At 55.5% G+C, this 17112-nt stretch carries 17 protein-coding genes; 5 read left to right on the plus strand and 12 right to left on the minus strand.

What is annotated here, in order from left to right:
• Nucleotides 1–12 precede the first annotated feature (12 nt).
• The 9 genes from phoU to ACR0DU_RS03180 form a co-directional block, all read right to left on the minus strand.
• Entirely contained in the window at nt 13–714 is a 702-nt protein-coding gene (gene phoU, locus ACR0DU_RS03140) for a phosphate signaling complex protein PhoU (protein WP_480651311.1), read from the minus strand.
• Nucleotides 715–730: 16 nt separating this feature from the next.
• Complete coding sequence (pstB, locus tag ACR0DU_RS03145; RefSeq protein WP_010440155.1) at nt 731–1528, minus strand: phosphate ABC transporter ATP-binding protein PstB; 798 nt, start codon at nt 1526–1528, stop codon at nt 731–733.
• A 12-nt stretch (nt 1529–1540) separates the two neighbouring features.
• Nucleotides 1541–2899 (minus strand): phosphate ABC transporter permease PstA, encoded by a 1359-nt coding sequence (pstA, locus tag ACR0DU_RS03150; RefSeq protein WP_480872442.1) that lies wholly within the window; start codon nt 2897–2899, stop codon nt 1541–1543.
• Complete coding sequence (pstC, locus tag ACR0DU_RS03155; protein WP_480872443.1) at nt 2896–4368, minus strand: phosphate ABC transporter permease subunit PstC; 1473 nt, start codon at nt 4366–4368, stop codon at nt 2896–2898. The genes pstA and pstC overlap by 4 nt, the downstream gene beginning before the upstream one ends.
• Before the next feature lie 82 nt (nt 4369–4450).
• Complete coding sequence (locus tag ACR0DU_RS03160) at nt 4451–5506, minus strand: substrate-binding domain-containing protein (protein ID WP_170470255.1); 1056 nt, start codon at nt 5504–5506, stop codon at nt 4451–4453.
• 181 nt (nt 5507–5687) lie between these two features.
• Nucleotides 5688–6719, minus strand: coding sequence for an ATP-binding protein (locus tag ACR0DU_RS03165; protein ID WP_170778575.1), 1032 nt, complete (start codon nt 6717–6719; stop codon nt 5688–5690).
• Nucleotides 6720–6725: 6 nt separating this feature from the next.
• Entirely contained in the window at nt 6726–7247 is a 522-nt protein-coding gene (locus ACR0DU_RS03170) for a gamma carbonic anhydrase family protein (RefSeq protein WP_170778573.1), read from the minus strand.
• Nucleotides 7244–7885, minus strand: a complete 642-nt coding sequence (gene gmk, locus ACR0DU_RS03175) for a guanylate kinase (protein ID WP_170539741.1) — start codon at nt 7883–7885, stop codon at nt 7244–7246. The genes ACR0DU_RS03170 and gmk overlap by 4 nt, the downstream gene beginning before the upstream one ends.
• 15 nt (nt 7886–7900) lie before the next feature.
• Nucleotides 7901–8791: a YicC/YloC family endoribonuclease gene (locus ACR0DU_RS03180; RefSeq protein ID WP_170778571.1), complete on the minus strand. Its 891-nt coding sequence runs from the start codon at nt 8789–8791 to the stop codon at nt 7901–7903.
• 232 nt (nt 8792–9023) lie between these two features.
• Here ACR0DU_RS03180 and ACR0DU_RS03185 point away from each other — a divergent pair, with 232 nt between their 5' ends.
• Entirely contained in the window at nt 9024–9695 is a 672-nt protein-coding gene (locus tag ACR0DU_RS03185; protein ID WP_170778569.1) for a PAS domain-containing protein, read from the plus strand.
• Between the two features lie 51 nt (nt 9696–9746).
• On the opposite strand, the gene ACR0DU_RS03190 is transcribed toward ACR0DU_RS03185, so the two are convergent.
• Entirely contained in the window at nt 9747–11117 is a 1371-nt protein-coding gene (locus ACR0DU_RS03190) for a class II 3-deoxy-7-phosphoheptulonate synthase (RefSeq protein ID WP_010440176.1), read from the minus strand.
• Nucleotides 11118–11286: 169 nt separating this feature from the next.
• Here ACR0DU_RS03190 and ACR0DU_RS03195 point away from each other — a divergent pair, with 169 nt between their 5' ends.
• Complete coding sequence (locus tag ACR0DU_RS03195) at nt 11287–12291, plus strand: GlxA family transcriptional regulator (protein ID WP_480872445.1); 1005 nt, start codon at nt 11287–11289, stop codon at nt 12289–12291.
• A 19-nt stretch (nt 12292–12310) separates the two neighbouring features.
• Here ACR0DU_RS03195 and ACR0DU_RS03200 read toward each other — a convergent pair whose 3' ends face one another.
• The gene (locus ACR0DU_RS03200; protein WP_010440178.1) at nt 12311–12838 is read right to left on the minus strand and encodes a GNAT family N-acetyltransferase; all 528 of its coding nucleotides are present in this window, start codon (nt 12836–12838) and stop codon (nt 12311–12313) included.
• An 81-nt stretch (nt 12839–12919) separates the two neighbouring features.
• Nucleotides 12920–14014 (minus strand): PQQ-dependent sugar dehydrogenase, encoded by a 1095-nt coding sequence (locus ACR0DU_RS03205; RefSeq protein WP_480872447.1) that lies wholly within the window; start codon nt 14012–14014, stop codon nt 12920–12922.
• Nucleotides 14015–14184: 170 nt separating this feature from the next.
• Here ACR0DU_RS03205 and ACR0DU_RS03210 point away from each other — a divergent pair, with 170 nt between their 5' ends.
• The 3 genes from ACR0DU_RS03210 (at nt 14185) to ACR0DU_RS03220 (ending at nt 17111) form a co-directional block, all read left to right on the plus strand.
• On the plus strand, nt 14185–15366 hold the full coding sequence (locus ACR0DU_RS03210; protein ID WP_480872449.1) for an ABC transporter substrate-binding protein: 1182 nt from the start codon (nt 14185–14187) through the stop codon (nt 15364–15366).
• Nucleotides 15367–15495: 129 nt separating this feature from the next.
• Nucleotides 15496–16284: an ABC transporter ATP-binding protein gene (locus tag ACR0DU_RS03215; protein WP_010440181.1), complete on the plus strand. Its 789-nt coding sequence runs from the start codon at nt 15496–15498 to the stop codon at nt 16282–16284.
• Nucleotides 16281–17111, plus strand: coding sequence for an ABC transporter ATP-binding protein (locus tag ACR0DU_RS03220; protein WP_170778559.1), 831 nt, complete (start codon nt 16281–16283; stop codon nt 17109–17111). The genes ACR0DU_RS03215 and ACR0DU_RS03220 overlap by 4 nt, the downstream gene beginning before the upstream one ends.
• Nucleotide 17112: the final 1 nt, after the last annotated feature.

The following is a 17112-nucleotide window of genomic DNA, read 5'->3' on the forward strand; positions in this document are numbered from 1 at the left end:
GTCGAAAGTCTCCTAGATCGTTTGAGACGTGTTATCAGCTTTGGGCCGGGCTTCGCTGGGCCGCTCACCAGTAACGAGATAGACAACCTGCTCTGCGATCGCTGTCACGTGGTCGCCCATCCGTTCGATGTTCTTTGCGATGAAATGCAGGTGCATGCAGGATGATATGTTGCGCGGGTCCTCAGCCATGAAGGTCAGGAACTCGCGGAACAAGCCGTTATACATTTGGTCCACTTCCTGATCGCGTTCGATTACGTCGGTGGCCAATTCTGCATCTCGCTGGATGTAAGCATCCAGCGCATCTCGCAACATCAGTTCAACTTCGCGCGCCATGCGACGCAGCGCGGCGGCGCTGCCGTTGATCTCGCCCGCATTGACCAGAACGGTGGTTCGCTTTGCAATGTTCTTGGAGTAATCGCCGATCCGCTCGAGGTTGGCTGAAACCTTGAGCACCGACAGAACCAATCGTAGATCACCTGCCGTCGGGGCACGCAACGCAATCAGCCGTGCGGTTTCTTCGTTGATCAATTCTTCCAGCGCATCGATGGCCTTATCGCCCTGCCGCACTTCCTGCGCCAATTCCTCGTCGCGGGCTTCCAGCGAACGGGCGGCGTCCATGATGGCGGCTTCGACCAAGCCACCCATCTTCATAATATGGGCTTGAATCTCCTCGAGATCCCGGTCGAACGCGGATGCAATATGTTGTTCGGTCATGTCTGAATACCTGTTCTCAGCCGATCCGGCCGGTAATGTAGCTTTCGGTCCGGGGGTCTTCGGGATTTGTAAATATCTGGCCGGTCTCACCAAATTCGACCAGATTGCCCAGGTGGAAAAACGCGGTCTTTTGGCTAACACGCGCGGCCTGCTGCATTGAGTGGGTAACAATCACCACCGAATACCGCTTACGCAGATCATCTATCAGTTCTTCGACCTGTGCCGTCGCAATCGGGTCTAGCGCCGAGCATGGCTCGTCCATCAGCAAAACCTCTGGTTCGGTCGCGACGGCGCGGGCGATACATAGGCGCTGCTGCTGGCCACCGGACAGGCCTGTTCCGGGCGCGTCCAGACGATCCTTCACCTCGTCCCAGATAGCACCGCGGCGCAGGGATTTCTCAACGATCTCATCCAGTTCCGCTTTGTTTTTCGCAAGGCCGTGGATGCGAGGACCATAAGCGACGTTGTCATAGATCGACTTTGGAAACGGGTTGGGCTTCTGGAACACCATGCCCACTTTGGCGCGCAGCTGCACCGGGTCGACCCGTTTGTCATAGATATCTTCACCATCCAACAGAATATCCCCGGTGACGCGGCAGATATCGATGGTGTCATTCATCCGGTTCAGGCAGCGCAGGAACGTGGACTTGCCGCAGCCCGAGGGGCCGATGAAGGCGGTAACCGTCTTGTCTTCGATCTCGACATTCACGTCCTTGATGGCATGGGTATCGCCATAGTGGACCTGAACATTATTCGCGGCGATCTTGATTGCTTTGGAGTCCACGGTTCTCTCCACTCGTGTCATATCGTTCATCATAGCCCCCTCTTACCAGCGGCGTTCAAAGCGGCGGCGCAAGATGACCGCAATGGTGTTCATTGTCACGAGGAAGATCAACAGAATGATGATGCCCCCCCATGCGCGTTCGTAAAAGGCCGGGTCAGCGCGTTTGGACCATTCATAGATCTGCGCAGGCATGGCCGAGTTCGGAGACAGGAACCCCGCAACGATTCCGTCCGGCGGGTTTGAAGCGATAAAGCCTACCATCCCGATCAGCAGCAACGGAGCCGTTTCCCCCAGCGCTTGTGCCAGGCCGATGATAGTACCTGTCAGGATGCCCGGCGCTGCCAGTGGCAGGACATGGTGGAACACTGCCTGCATTTTCGAGGCCCCTACCCCAAGCGCCGCATCTCGGATCGAAGGCGGCACCGCCTTAAGTGAAGCGCGGGTTGAGATGATGATCGTGGGCAGCGTCATCAGCGTTAGCACCAATCCACCCACCAGCGGGGCTGAGGTCGGCAGGTGCATGTAGTTGATGAACACCGCCAGTCCGAGGATACCAAACACGATGGACGGTACGGCTGCGAGGTTCGAGATGTTCACCTCGATGATATCGGTCAGCCGGTTTTGCGGCGCAAATTCCTCAAGATAGATTGAAGCGGCCACACCAATGGGCAATGCCAGCGCCAGCACCACGAACATCATGAACAGTGAGCCGAGCATGGATACACCGATCCCGGCCGCTTCGGGCCGTTGGTCAGAGGCGTCCGAGCCAAAGATGAAATCCGGGTTGAAGGCTTTGTACAAGATGCCCGCATCTCTCAGCTGGTCAACAAAGTCCAACTGCGCGACCGAGATGCTCTTGTCATTGGCAATAGACTCGCGCGTCACGCGACCTTTCATGTAACCATCGACACGGCTGTTGACCAGAAAGCGGAAGCTTACGGTTTTTCCAATCTCATCCGGATTGGCGATAACATAGTTCCTCAGTTCTGCTTGTGCGGCCTTCGACAGAATCTTACCCATTTCTTTGGGTTTCAGATCTGTTTGAATGCCAAGCTTTTGTACTTCGGATTCCAACGCCGAAGCGATCAATGGGGCGTAACCAAAGGTTGAGACCTTTTTGATATCCTCGATGTTACGATTGCCCTTTTTATCCAGCTTTTCTTCCTTCAGCTCGACATTCAGTTCCAGAAAGCTTTGTTGGAAAGCGCCAGTACCGGCGGTCACGATATTGGTCACCAGAACGATCAACATCAGCAGACCGATACCAATGGCGGCGATACCATACAGTTTGAACCGCCCCTCAGCGGCATTGCGACGTTTAGTGCGTGCGTCCTTATCAAACAGCGAACCTTTGGGTTTCGCAGCAGAAGAAGCGCCAGGGGATTGGGAAATATCGGTCATTCGTACTGCTCCCGGTATTTGCGTACGATGTAGAGTGCAAAGATATTCAGCCCCAGCGTGATGACGAACAGCGTGAGACCCAGTGCGAAGGCCACCAGCGTTTCAGGGCTTGCAAAGTCGGTATCGCCGGTCAGTTGGCTGACGATACGGGTGGTGATAGTCGTCATCGCCTCAAAGGGATTACCCGAAAATTTCGCAATCGCACCGGCCGCCATAACCACGATCATGGTCTCGCCAATGGCCCGACTGGCAGCCAGCAGGATCGCACCGACGATCCCCGGCAGCGCCGCAGGCAGCACCACTTGACGCACGGTTTCGGATTTGGTTGCGCCTAGGCCAAGCGAGCCGTCGCGCATCGACTGAGGCACCGCGTTAATGATGTCATCCGACAACGACGAGACGAACGGGATCAGCATGATGCCCATAACCAGACCTGCAGTCAGAACGGCGTTGGAACTTGCCATCCAGCCAAGCCCCAGTGCCCCGCCGTCCCCAAACAGGGACACCAGCGCCGGACCAACGGTCAACAAAGCAAACAAACCGTAAACGATGGTTGGGATGCCTGCGAGAATTTCAAGCAGCGGCTTGGCAATCGAACGGGTCGCTCCGGTCGCGTATTCCGACAGATATATCGCTGCAAAAAGGCCAATCGGCACCGCCACCAGCAGCGCGATAACTGAGATGTATAGCGTGCCCCAGAGCAGCGGCAGGATCGACAGCTCACTACCTCCACGGAAGTTCGGGGCCCATGTGCTGCCAAAGAAGAAGTCTTTCCATGAATGCAGTTGGAAGAAATTCATCGTCTCGAACAGCATTGAAAGAACGATGCCGACGGTTGTCAGAATGGCGATAGAAGCGGCCAGAAGAAGCAGCGCCAGAATACCTTGCTCGACAACATTGCGGGCGCGGAATTCCCTGTGCGTGCGGATATACGCAAATGCGGCTCCCAATAGCGCAACGACCAGAACCATGATCTGCATTGCGGTTGAACCGGTCGACGTCATGCTACGGTATTTTTGAGCGGCCAACAGAATGGGCTTTGAGATGTCTTGGGTTAACACCTGACCTGCATCTTTCAGCGATTGTGTCAGTGCTTCGATATCTGCGTCGGCGTTGCGCGCCTGCACCTCAGACAGCAGTCCAGACTCAATCGCACCGTCTAACCCATAGGCGACGCGGCGAACTTCGCTCATGACCAGACCACGATCAGAGCCTTCGGCGATCGCAGTGTCAGGGATCATACCTGACACCGTGTTGTTCACAATCAATGGCTGCACCAGAAGCCACAGGATCAGCAATCCCAGCGCGGGGACAAGCGCGGTCAGCGCGACATTGTACCCATAGTAGGATGGCAAGGAATGCAATGCGCGCGCATCACCCTCGGCACTTGCCAAGGCGCGGGACCGGCCCGCGAAGTACCCAAGCACCACCAAAGCAAGCAGGGTGAGCAAAATCCAGGATAACGCCATGTGAACTCCATGGGGATGGCAGAGTTGGAGTCGAAAAGAACCGGGGCGTGTTTGCATCGCCCCGGTTCATAAGTTCTATGGTTTAAGAACCACCACCCAGAACGGTTTCATTGGCAACAGCTTCCTGAACCTTGATCAGTTCCGGGTCCGATACCAGACCGTATTCAGCCAGCGGGCCATCAGGGCCAGCAATCTCGTCCGCGACGAAGAATTCAGCATATTCCTTCAGACCGGGGATCACACCGATATGCGCTTTCTTTACGTAAAAGAACAGCGGACGAGAGACCGGGTATTCGCCGGTTGCAATCGATTCAGTCGAAGGAACCACGTCGGACATGGTGGCAACCTGCAGCTTGTCTGTGTTGTTCTCGTAGAACGCCAGACCAAAGACGCCGATGCCGTCTTTGTTGCTGTCGATGCGGGCCAGAGTTTCAGTGTAGTCGCCGTCGATGTCTACTGAAACGCCATCAGTACGCAGCGCGATACAAGCCTTTTCAGCGGCTTTTTTCTTGGCTTTGTCGCTATCACCTTCGGCAGCAGCCAGATAGGCGTCAAAATCGCCGGTGTGCTCACAGCCTGCCAGGATCACTTTGTCTTCGAACACTTCACGGGTGCCGTGTTTGGTACCAGGAACAAAGGCAGCAATCGGCTGAGCAGGGAAGTTCGGGTTCACCTGATCCCAAGTTTTGTAGGGGTTGTCGACCAGCTGGCCGTCAACAACAACTTGAGCGGAAAGGGCTTTGTACCAGTCATCCGGTGTGAACGCGAACGAGTTGCCGTTGATGTCGGATGCAAACACGATGCCGTCATAGCCGATCTGAACTTCGATGATGTCGGTAACACCGGCGTCAGCACAGGCTTTGATCTCTTTTTCGCGGATCTTGCGCGATGCGTTGGCAACGTCGATGGTGTTTTCACCCACGCCCTCGCAGAAACGCTTGAGACCAGCAGAGGAGCCACCGGATTCAACAACAGGCGTCGGAAAATCAAAGTTCTCACCGAAGGCTTCAGCAACAATCGAAGCGTAAGGCAGAACGGTTGACGAGCCAGCAACCTGAACCTGATCACGAGCGGCCGCAGTGGTCGCCGATACGGCAGCGATGGCCAGAGCCGAAGCCGACAGTTTTACAAAGGACATCTCAGTCTCCTTGAGAAATATACGTTCTGATCACCCCTATGATGATCTGGGCGAAGCACTATGACGCTCGCGTAAGTCTTTTGTGACAGGCATGTAACAGTTTCATGACAACTCACGAATTTCTCAGAAATTCTTAACTTGACGATGCGTCATGACTGGATGACCAACCGTCCGCGCAATTTCAACGCGGCAAGATCACCGTAAAAACGGCACCTTGTCCCAACTCGCTATCCACTTTCAGTCGTCCGCGATGGCGATTGACGATGTGTTTAACGATCGCCAAACCCAGCCCCGTTCCGCCCAATTCGCGTGAGCGGTGGCTGTCTGCCCGATAGAATCGCTCGGTCAGCCTGGGAAGATGCTTCGCATCGATGCCGGGACCCTGATCTATGATCTTGATCCGCACGGCTGGCCCGCGCATTGCGGTATCTCGCTCGGACAGATTCACGATCACATCGACTCTGCCACCACTCCCGCCGTATTTGATCGCGTTTTCAACTAGGTTAGTGAAAACTTGACGTAACTGATCGCTGTCCCCAACCATCGTGATTGGCTCGTTCGGGGCATCCAGTGATAGCTCGACACCTGCATCATCTGCCAATGGCCGTAGCGTGTTCAACGTCGACTGAATTAACCCGGTCAACTCCAATGGTTCCTTGGGCCTGACCCGCTCTTCACTTTCGACCCGATTAAGCGAGAGCAGATCCCCCACCAGCCGGTTCATTCGATTGGCCTCATCCGCCATGATCTGCAGAAACCGATCACGTGCTGCTGTGTCATCACGGGCCGGGCCTTGCAGGGTTTCGATAAACCCCATCAGCGCCGTCAGAGGTGTCCGCAGTTCGTGGCTGACATTGGCTACAAAATCGCGGCGCATCTGGCCGGCCTGTTCCAGATGCGTGACATCCTGAAACACAACCAGTACGGCATCGGTCCCATTGACGGGCCTGCACTGCACTTCAAAAGTGGTATCCTGCGCACCGTCATTTGACAGATGTCGCGCCCGACCCGGTTCTTTCGACCGGAGGCTCTGCTCAACCGCATCTATGATCTGCGGTTGCCGCAGGATCGTTGCAAAGTGCCGGCCTTCAATGGCTTGGCCCAGCAGAGACAAGGCCTCATTGTTCGCAGCAACGATCCTCTCGGTTTGCCCGACCAGAAGCGCTGGTGCGGGAATGGCAGCGACAAGATCAGCGAGCAAAGTGTCAGTCATGCAAACTCAGACCGGTCGCAGAGAATCGCGAAAATTACGCATGTTTTCTTGATAATGCAGCGCACTCAAAGTCAGCTTTTGCGCGGTTGCATCATCGATCTGTCGCACGATCTTACCTGGTGATCCCATGACAAGTGAGTTATCGGGGATTTCCTTGCCTTCCGTAACAAGCGCCCCTGCCCCGATCAAACAGTTTTTGCCGATCTTTGCGCCGTTCAATATGATGGCGCCCATACCGATCAGAGAATTGTCTCCGATTGTGCAGCCGTGCAGCATGACCTTGTGACCAATGGTGCAATTCTGACCAATCGTCAGCGGATATCCGGCATCGATATGCATCACGCAGTTTTCCTGCACGTTGCTGCCAGCCCCCACTCGTATTTCCTCGTGATCCGCGCGGATGGTGCAGCCGAACCAAACCGAAGACCCCTGTTCCAATACTACCTTGCCAATCAGGTTGGCATCAGGTGCAACCCAAGTGTCTTCGTGTATCTTTGGTGTGTGTTTGCCCAAGGCGTAAATCGTCATGATAGACCATCGAATTCGGTTTGCAGGGCGCGGATGTGGTTTTGCAGGCTGGGCTGCTGAATACGGCGCATCCGCTCAGCACTGACAATGGTTTTCAGTTTTTCCTCGGTTGCATCCAGATCATCGTTGATCAGGACGTAATCGTAATAACCCCAATGGCTGATCTCATCCCAACTTTTTAGCATGCGTTTGGCGATCACATCATCACTGTCCTGCCCGCGCCCTTCCAGTCTGCGCCGAAGCTCACGGATTGAAGGAGGAAGGATGAAAATTGACAATGCGTGTTTGCCAAGATCAGAATTGCGGATCTGCACCTCACCTTGCCAATCAACATCAAACAGCACATCACGCCCTTGCGTGATGGATTCACGCACCGGCCCCGCAGGTGAACCATAGAAGTTACCAAAAACATGAGCGTGTTCCAGCATCTGGCCATCTGCGACCTGTTGCTTGAACTCATCTTCCGATAGGAAATAATACTCTCGCCCATGTTCCTCACCTGGGCGCGGCGCGCGGGTAGTGGCTGAGATTGAAAACTCAAGGCCGACATCCCACTGCATCAGGCGACGGGCCAGAGTAGATTTGCCTGCGCCCGAAGGCGACGACAGAATGATTAGTAGACCGCGGCGATCCGCCATGTGATGTTTCCGTCCTTATTCCACGTTCTGTACTTGCTCGCGCATCTGATCGATCACGGCCTTCAGCTCTAAACCGACTGCTGTCAGTTCGGCATTTTGCGATTTCGAGCAAAGCGTATTTGCTTCACGATTGAACTCCTGCATCAGGAAGTCCAGCTTGCGCCCGACCGGTCCGTCTTGCGACAACAGCGCGCGTGCCGCTGCGACATGCGCGATTAACCTGTCGATCTCTTCGGTAATGTCTGCCTTCACCGCAATAAGCGCAAGCTCCTGCGCTACTCGTTCAGGATCGGCACCTTGGGCGTTGTCGAGAACACGCGCGAGATTGTCTCGCAATGCCTGTTCCATTTCCAGCCGACGACCTTCGGCCAGTTTGACAGCCTGATTTGTCAATTCAGCGATCTGGTCTAATTGCCCGCCAAGTATACCTGCCAGCGCTTTTCCTTCAGCACTTCGCATTTCAATAAATTCCAAAAGCAGCGCGCCAAACTCCACTTTGAGCTTCTCAACAAGTGGCTCCGGATCATCAGTGTCACCACCTACTTCCATCATCCCCTTCAGGGAAAGCAGATCGCTGGCCTTCGACGGCGCCAATAGCACGCCGCGCGTGCCAGCCATGGCCTCGGTCTGAGCCAGCGCCTCCAGTGCAGCCTCCATCGCAGAAGTGTTCAGTTGGATTTCTGCAGCGGCTTCCTCACGACTCAGCCGCAGGGACAGCGTGACATTGCCGCGATTGACTTGCTTTGACAGGTCGCTTCTCAGCGCGGCCTCAAGCCCTGTCAGCCAATCTGGCAATCGCAGACGCAGGTCCAACCCCTTGCCATTGACGCTGCGCAACTCCCAAGTCCAGCTATGCGGGCCGAGCGCGCCCTTACCCGAGGCGAATCCGGTCATGGATTTGATCATGACTGCCCTTTCCGTCAAATTCACTGGTCGCACCTAATGCCATTGACCAGCAGGGGGCAAGTCCTTGCTCAAATACGGATCAATTCCGAGAGGTTAACCATTCGTTAAAGAATTGCTCCAAAATTGTATTAACCCCTGTCAATCTTGCAGCGGAAAAGACTGGTGGGTCGCAGCATTGCCCATTAGGTGGCATTTTAGAAAAATCGTGATCGATTGACGTCGGGGTGATGAAATGAAGAGGTTTTTCAGTACTAAATCCGGTTCTGAATTTGGAAAGATCATCGCGATGGACCGATTTGACAGTGGACGCAGCCTGTCCCCTATTCGTCAGGCCGAAGCCTATTGGACAGCATTGCTGACAGCAGATGGCGTTCCAATGCGGTCACAAATCGATCCGCGCGGGCTTGAGAATATTCTGGAATACACCTTCATTCTTGAACGCATCGCACCGGGCCTCGCCCGATTTCGTCTGGCCGGGAGCCATCTGAATAAACTGGCGGGAATGGAAATTCGCGGGATGCCGCTCACGTCGTTTTTCGAGCCCGAAGCCCGAGATGACACCAAGCGGCTTCTAGATCAGGTGTTCTCTGCACCTGCAGTTGCCGAACTTGGGCTCGTCTCAAAGGGCAAGTTGGGTCGGGTAATCTTACAAGCGCGCATGATCTTGCTACCACTCAAGAGCGATCTGGGAGACATCAGCAGAGTCCTGGGTGTCATGGTCAGTGATGGGATGATCGGTGTCACGCCGCGTCGGTTCACACTATCCGATCACCGGGTACACGAGGTTTCAGATCTACAGACCCCGACAAAACACGTGCAGAACATGGCAGAGGGATTTGCCGAAAGTCCGAGCGGTTTCAAAGGCGCACCGCACCTAAAGCTGGTTTCGTCGAGGGATGAATAAAAAAACGGCGGGCAACTTGCCCGCCGTTTTCGTCTTTGAACCATTGCTACTTTAGCTCGCGGCGCGCTTGCCCCGATCCCGGCGCAGATTGGTCAGTTCTTCCGCAACAAGGAAGGCCAGTTCTAGCGACTGCGACGCATTCAGGCGCGGGTCGCACGCTGTGTGATAGCGATCAGAAAGATCCTCTTCGGTCACAGCGCGGACACCGCCGGTGCATTCGGTGACGTCCAGACCGGTCATCTCGAAATGCACCCCACCCGGAACGGTGCCCTCGGCCTGATGCACTCCAAAGAAGTCGCGTACTTCGCGCAGCACGGAATCGAACGGTCGTGTCTTGTACCCGGTCGCCGATTTGATCGTGTTGCCATGCATCGGGTCACAAACCCAAGTGACCTTGGCACCTTCTTCTTTCACAGCCTGGACCAGACGCGGCAGATGCTCACCCGCTTTGCCTGCGCCGAAACGCGCGATCAAAGTCAGACGACCCTCTTCGTTTTCCGGGTTCAGTTTCGACATCAGAACCTTGAGGTCTTCGGCGCTGGTTGTCGGACCGCATTTCAGACCGATCGGGTTCAGGACGCCGCGGCAGAATTCGACATGCGCACCGTCGGGCTGGCGGGTACGATCGCCGATCCAGATCATGTGGCCCGAGCCAGCCAACCAATTGCCCGAGGTCGAATCCAGACGGGTCAGCGCCTCTTCGTACTCAAGCAGCAGGCCTTCATGGCTGGTGTAGAACTCTACCGACGAAAACTCATGCGTCGTATCCGCAGTGATGCCCGCCGCCCCCATGAAATCAATCGAATCCTGAATGCGGTCGGCGATCTCAGAGTATTTCTGAACGTCTTGCCCGTCGGCAAAGCCCAGTGTCCAAGAGTGGACATGGCTCATATCCGCGAAACCACCGGTCGAAAACGCGCGCAACAGGTTTAGCGTGGCGGCCGCCTGAGTGTAGGCCTGCAGCATCTTGCTCGGATCAGGAATTCGGGCCTCGGGCGTAAAGTCCAGTTCGTTGATGATATCACCACGGTAGCTGGGCAGTTCCACACCATCCACAATTTCCGTTGGCGCGCTGCGTGGCTTGGCGAATTGACCAGCCATGCGGCCAACTTTGACCACAGGCACCTTGGCGCCATAGGTTAGCACCATCGCCATTTGCAGCATCACCTTGAACGTGTCACGGATAGCATCCGCACTGAACTGTTCAAAGCTTTCAGCACAATCACCGCCTTGCAGCAGGAATGCCTCACCCCGGCCTGCAGCCCCCAAATGCTGCTTGAGCCGCCGCGCTTCGCCGGCAAAAACCAGCGGGGGATACTTTGAAAGCTGCGCCTCGACTTTTCCCAACGCAGCCGCGTCGGTATAGTCGGGCATCTGAACTCGGGGCTTGTTGCGCCAGTTCGTTTTTTGCCACTCGGTCATAGCTTGGATCTCCGCTGAGGTAATTCAGATCGTCTCTATACAAAAAGCATTGAAGAGAGGCCATATGCGATTTGCACCTCTTGACGGCGCAAACAAGCTTTGAGCATGTTGACGGGCATATCTGCCGTCGCCAAGAAGCTGACGTGTACCGAATCAAGGACAGTTCGCCATGCAAGAGCAACGCCAAGTTGTCACCGTGGAAAATGACGCGGGCAAACCGCTTAATTTTGTGTTTGTCCTTTTGGACAAGTTTTCACTGCTGTCCTTTGCATCGGCCCTCGACAGTCTGCGCATCGCCAATCGTATGGCAAATCGCGATTTGTATACTTGGACGCTGGCGGGTGAAGGCGGAGAGCTGGTGCATTGTTCAGCCGGAACCACCTTCAAATTGGATGCAGGCCTTGAAGAATTGCAGCGCGATGAAGTGATCCTGATCTGCGGTGGGGTTGACGTTCAGGCGGCCACAACGAAACGGGTGTTGAACTGGCTGCGCCGCGAGGCCCGCAAGGGGCTGAAGATCGGTGGTCTCTGCACTGCTGCTTATACGCTTGCGAAAGCGGGATTGCTGGAAGGTAAACGCGCCACAATCCACTGGGAAAACTCTGATAGCTTTGCCGAGGAATTCGATACGGTCGAATTGACCAAATCCGTATTTCTGGTGGACGGAAATCGAATGACCACAGCAGGTGGAACATCGTCGATTGATCTGATGCTTAAACTGATTGCCGATGACTATGGTGAAGATCTGGCAAATGCAGTCGCGGATCAGATGATATATTCCTCGATCCGGACGGATCAGGACACTCAGCGCCTTTCGACGCCAACTCGGATTGGCGTTCGCCATCCCAAGCTCAGCCAAGTCATCCTGATGATGGAAAAGAACATAGAAGAGCCGATCTCGCCTTCGATTCTGGCCAAGGACGTGGGCATGTCCACGCGTCAGCTTGAACGCCTGTTCCGCCGCTATCTTAGCCGTTCCCCCAAGCGCTACTACATGGAACTGCGCCTGCACAAAGCGCGCAACTTGCTGATGCAGACAGATATGAGTGTCATCAACGTGGCGCTGGCCTGTGGCTTTGCCAGCCCATCGCATTTCTCAAAATGCTACCGGGCACACTATAATACGACGCCTTATCGTGAACGTGGAGCGCAGAGCGGGCGATTGTCTGTTTGATCCAAGGACGCTGCCAGACCTACAGCTCTTTTTCGAAGTAATGCAGGTGCGGCCGAAGCATTGGTTGATCCAGATAGGTTGTGGTTTCGATCGGTTCTTCGAGCTCAACGAATCCGAGCTTGGGATACAAGCTTCGCATTTCGACATTTGGCGTCAGTGTGTCAGCGATAAGGCGCTTAAGACCCATATCGCGTGCAGCTTGTTCACGGGCCATAATCAGTGCACGCCCCGCGCCGGTTCCTCTTGCTCCCTCAATCACAAAGACACGCTTTAGCTCACCTGTACGGGAATCAAAGCGTTTCAGCATTCCGCATCCAATGATGTCTCGGGTTTGATTTCTGGCCACAACCAAACATCCGTTCGGGGGCAAATAGTCATCCGTATTTGCCCAGAACTCGGCCAGCGCGCTTTCAGGGGCAGCTGGATCTATCTCAAATCCCATTGCCTGCATTCTGACAACGATAAGCGCGTAATACTCTTTCAAGATCGAATTCAATTCGCTCTTCGGCGGTATAGTGCTGCACAGTTCAATTACGAAGCCACTCATTTGGCACCTCAAAACAACTGGCCACCGGGTTACTCAAACGCTTCGATGACTTGGAAAATTCAATAACTTCGTTGCAGGTTATCAGAGGCGCGACATCCTATAAACCGCGCCCTGCCCGACCGAAATGAACCAGATCGACCCATCGGACGCCTCTACGATATCACGGACACGTTCTGTTTCAGGACCCTTGATCCGTTCTACCTCGCGCAGCGGATTGCCCGAAAGCCGGGCGATATAGTCGAATTTCAAAGAGCCTACGAACAGATCCCCCTTCCACTTTGGCCAGAGCTTACCTGAATACCCAAGCAATCCCGAGGGTGCGATAGACGGGTCCCAATAGTGTTTAGGCTGCTCCATCCCCGGTTTCGACGTTCCCTCGCCAATCTTCTGACCCGAGTAATGCACCCCATAAGAGATCACCGGCCATCCATAGTTAGCTCCGGGCCGGATCAGATTGACCTCATCGCCCCCCTTGGCCCCGTGTTCAGATACCCAAAGCCGACCCTGCTGATCCAAGTTGGCTCCCTGAGGGTTCCTGTGCCCAAACGACCAGATTTCGGGCCGGACATCGGGATTGTCCACAAACGGATTGTCACGAGGAACTGTTCCATCTCGATTTATTCGAATAACCGTTCCCAAATGGTTTGACCGGTCCTGAGCGGCCGGCCGATCCCCGCGATCTCCGATCGTGACAAACAAAGAGCCATCCTCGGCCTCGACGACACGCGAGCCAAAATGGCGACCCCCGGAACCGCCGGGCACGGCCTCAAAGATTACGCGCAGGTTGGTCAGGCGATCCCCGCTTTCGGAGAACCGCGCGACTGCAACTGCAGTACCCGCACCACCTCTTTGCGGCTTAGAAAACGTTAGAAAGAGCTCTCGGGTTTGACTGAAATTCCGAGCAATCGTGACATCAAGCAAACCACCCTGCCCGTTAGCGGCCACTTTTGGCACCCCTTTGACGCGCTTTGCCTCGCCTTCAGCGACATAAAGAAGCTCTCCATCTCGTTCGGTCACGATGAAACTGTTGTCTGGAAGAATGCCAATGGCCCACGGCGTGTCCAGGCCTTTCACGACTTGGTTGAATTGAATTTTCCCGACCGAAGTCTCGATAACATCGGACCAGCCGGACACCGACCAACAGGACAGAATCAGAATCGCTAAAATTCTATGCATCTCTACCCTCTTCTCAACAATACTTCGGTATTATGGCTCAATTCCCATCAAAGCAGATAGATTGTCTGCGGACAAAAGCACTTTTTTGTTAGGACTTTTCTTTTCCGAACAGCTTGCCTAGGGTCGTGCCCAGAACGACAACGTTCAAACAATAAATAGGGAGTAACCTAATGAAAAAGCTGCTTACCGCTACCGCAGCAACCGCCCTGCTGGCGGGAACCGCTATGGCCGACGACGTTAAGCTGGGCGTACTGTTTGGCTTTACGGGTCCGATTGAATCGCTGGCACCTGCCATGGGTTCGGGCGCTGAGCTGGCAATGGCCGAAGTTACCGAATCCGGGAAGCTGCTGGATGGCTCAACCGTTACCGGAACGCGTGCTGACACCGGCTGCATCGACAATGGCCTGGCGACATCGAACGGCGAACGCATGATCGCGGATGGCGTCGCTGGCATCATCGGCGGTGACTGCTCGGGCGTAACTGGCGCCATCCTGCAGAACGTTGCGATTCCGAACGGCATGGTCATGATCTCGCCCTCTGCAACCTCGCCGGGATTGTCGACCATGGAAGACAACGGCCTCTTCTTCCGCACTGCCCCGTCGGATGCGCGTGAAGGTCAGGTGATGGCAGATATCCTGAACGATCGCGGCATCGGCTCGATCGCTCTGACATACACCAACAACGACTACGGCAAAGGCCTGGCAGACGCGATCCAGTCTTCATTCGAAGCTTCGGGTGGTGAAGTCACCATCGTCGCTGCACATGAAGACGGCAAGGCTGACTACTCGGCAGAAGTCGGCGCGCTGGCCTCCGCCGGTGGCGACATACTGGTGGTTGCGGGTTATCTGGACCAAGGCGGTCTGGGCATCATCCAGTCGGCTCTGGACAGCGGCGCGTTCGACACGTTCGGTCTGCCCGGCGGAATGATCGGTGACTCGCTGCCCGCAAATGTCGGGCCCGACCTGAACGGCTCGTTCGGACAGATCGCCGGTTCTGGCGGCGAAGGTGCCGAGAAGTACTTTGCCATGGCTGAAGCTGCTGGTTTTGACGGCTCGTCGCCCTATTCACCTGAAGCATACGACGCCGCCGCACTGTTCATGCTGGCCATGCAGGCCGCAGGTTCGACCGCTCCGGCAGAATACGGTGCAAAGATCATGGAGGTTGCCAACGCTCCGGGTGAGAAAATCTATCCCGGTGAACTGGCCAAAGGTCTGGAACTGTTGGCTGCTGGTCAGGAAATCGACTATGTCGGCGCATCTGGTGTTGAACTGATCGGACCCGGTGAAAGCGCGGGATCCTACCGCGAGATCGAAGTGACCGACGGCGAGAACAAGACCGTCAACTTCCGTTGATCCGAACTTCATAGTCATAAAATCAAGCAGCCCGGGCCTTGTGTCCGGGCTGTTTCAATGACAAAAGGCCGCACCTCCCTTAAGGGGATATGACAACAAGAACGCCGAACAGGGCGGCAAGGGGAAAAGATGATCGTCGTCGAAGACGTGCACAAGCATTTCGGCGGGTTTCATGCGGTGGACGGGGCATCGCTGGAAATCCAAAAAGGGTCCATCACCGGCCTGATCGGTCCGAACGGGGCCGGAAAAACCACTCTGTTTAACGTGATCGCGGGTGTTCTTCCACCGACCAGCGGCAAGGTCTTCATGGACGGTGAGGATATTACTGGTCTGCCTCCGCATGAGCTGTTTCACAAAGGTCTACTGCGCACCTTCCAAATCGCGCATGAGTTTTCCTCGATGTCCTGCCGCGAGAACCTGATGATGGTACCCGGTGCGCAATCGGGTGAATCGCTGTGGAACACATGGTTCGGGCGTAAACGTATCGCCGATGAGGAACGCGCGCTGAAAGCCAAGGCCGATGAGGTGCTGGAGTTCCTGACCATCGAGCATCTGGCAGATCACAAGGCCGGTCAGGTCTCGGGTGGTCAGAAAAAGCTGCTTGAGCTTGGCCGCACCATGATGGTCGATGCGAAGATCGTGTTTCTGGACGAGGTCGGCGCGGGCGTGAACCGCACCCTGCTGATGACCATTGCAGACACGATCCTGCGCCTGAACAAGGAACGCGGCTATACCTTCGTTGTTATCGAGCACGACATGGATTTCATCGGCAAGATCTGCGACCCGGTCATCTGTATGGCCGAGGGTAAGGTGCTGGCCGAGGGTACTCTGGACGAGATCAAAGCCAATGAACACGTGATCGAAGCTTACCTAGGCACCGGCCTGAAGAACAAAGACAAGCTGGAGGCGGGCGCATGAGCGACAACCCCTACCAGGACGATAAGGGCAACAAGGACGCCTCGATCACCAATACGCATGGTGTCGGCACAATGACCCCAGCGCATCGCAAAAGCGGTGAGACTCACCGAGTCGAGGGCGGCCCTTTCCTGATTGGTGACACCATGACCGGCGGCTATGGCAAAGGGCCGGACATCCTGCATGATTGCACCATCGCCGTTGACAAGGGTGAGATTGCGGTGATCGTGGGACCCAACGGTGCGGGTAAATCAACTGCAATGAAGGCTGTTTTTGGCATGCTAGACGTGCGCCAAGGGTCAGTTCGGCTGGATGGCGAAGACATCACCAATCTCAGCCCGCAGGATCGTGTGCAGCGTGGCATGGGCTTTGTGCCACAGACCTCGAATATATTTACGTCGATGACGGTCGAAGAGAACCTTGAGATGGGCGCTTTCATCCGCCGCGACGATTTCTCCGACACGATGGAGCAGGTCTATGACCTCTTCCCCATTCTCCGCGACAAGCGCAATCAGGCCGCCGGAGAGCTGTCGGGCGGTCAGCGCCAACAGGTCGCAGTGGGCCGCGCGCTGATGACGCAGCCCAAGGTGCTGATGCTGGACGAACCAACCGCCGGTGTCTCACCCATCGTGATGGATGAACTGTTCGACCGGATCATCGAGGTTTCCCGCACCGGTCTGCCGATCCTGATGGTCGAACAGAACGCCCGTCAGGCATTGGAGATTGCAGACAAGGGATATGTACTGGTTCAGGGACGGAATGCCTATACCGGGACGGGCAAGGAACTGCTGGCCGATCCCGAAGTGCGTAAGAGTTTCTTGGGGGGGTAGC

It is taken from the genome of Ruegeria sp. G2 (genome assembly GCF_056533505.1).